The organism is Curtobacterium sp. HSID17257 (assembly GCF_003989515.1).
GTDB lineage: Bacteria > Actinomycetota > Actinomycetes > Actinomycetales > Microbacteriaceae > Curtobacterium.
The window spans coordinates 1-1032 of record NZ_RBLU01000223.1 but is presented as its reverse complement, the minus strand read 5'-3'; the positions used below and the strand labels follow the sequence as shown (position 1 = coordinate 1032).

Here is a 1032-nt window from a genome sequence, read left to right as displayed (position 1 = left end):
TGGCTCTTCTCGCAGAGCGCGCGCCGCGCGCATAGAGCGCTCACGGAACACTCGTGCCCTCCCGGACCCTCTTCCAATCTCGGCTCCCGGGAGCGGCGTCCCGTCGCTCACGCCGACGACGAGCACCGGGACCCCCGCAGACGCCGCGCGTCGGAGCAGCACGTCGAAGCGGGCGTCGAAGCGCTCGACCGGGGTGAGGAGGACGACCGCTCCGTCCCCGGACCCGAGGAGCCGGCCGACGTGCTCGGGCGGGCCGACGAGTCCGCGCACCGTGCCGACCGTGCCCGACGCCGGTCCGACGAGCAACGTCGTGCCCGCCGGCAGCAGGGGCAGGAACTCGGCGACGGGGATCACGCGACGACCTCGGGGACCGCGTCGGCGTCGATGCCGAAGGCCCGCGGCGAGACGCGTGCGGTCCGGTGCGGGGACGCCCACCACCACGGCGCTCCGGGCAGCACGAGCACCGCGAGCTCGTCCCCGACCCGTGCCCGCTCGGTGGTGACGGGGCGCAGGGACCGTGCGTCGACGACCACGATGCAGCTCGGCGTGCTCGCGACCGGTTCGCCGTCCACCAGGCAGTGCACCCACTCGCTGCCCGCTTCGACCCGGGCCACCGCTCCGGTGGCGGCGTCGCGGATCGCCATCGAACCGTGGACGAACGCGACGGCGTCCCCGCTGCGCTGCACGTCGAGCACGCGGCCGCGGGCGACGAGCCGGGCACCGTCGAGCCCGCGGACGAGGTCCTCGACCCCCGCGGCGTCCGCAGCGGCCCGACCGGTCCGCAGTGCCCGGTCGACGCTCCCGGTGATGCAGCGGCCCGTCAGCACCTCGGCGTCGACGGGGCCGACCGCGAAGGCCGCCCACCCGCCGCTGTGCGACACCGCCTCGCGCCACACGGTCTCCAGGTCGCGGGGATCGGCCGTGTCGACCACGATGCGCAGGCCGCTCGACGTCACCGCCGCCGCGGTGACCGCCGGCAGCGCGTCGACGAACAGGGACAGCTGGTCGAGGCGCGGCGTCGCCCGACCGACA

1 protein-coding gene and 1 pseudogene are annotated in these 1032 nt (G+C 76.1%); both read right to left on the bottom strand.

Features of this window, described 5'->3' with window-relative positions; translation table 11 throughout:
* Positions 1 to 354 (bottom strand): hypothetical protein (locus D8M35_RS16150; RefSeq protein ID WP_202976579.1); only part of this gene is annotated, 354 nt, incomplete at its 3' end.
* Positions 351 to 1032: pseudogene (locus D8M35_RS16145) on the bottom strand (DUF917 family protein); the annotation flags it as partial. The gene D8M35_RS16150 and the pseudogene D8M35_RS16145, both read right to left, overlap by 4 nt.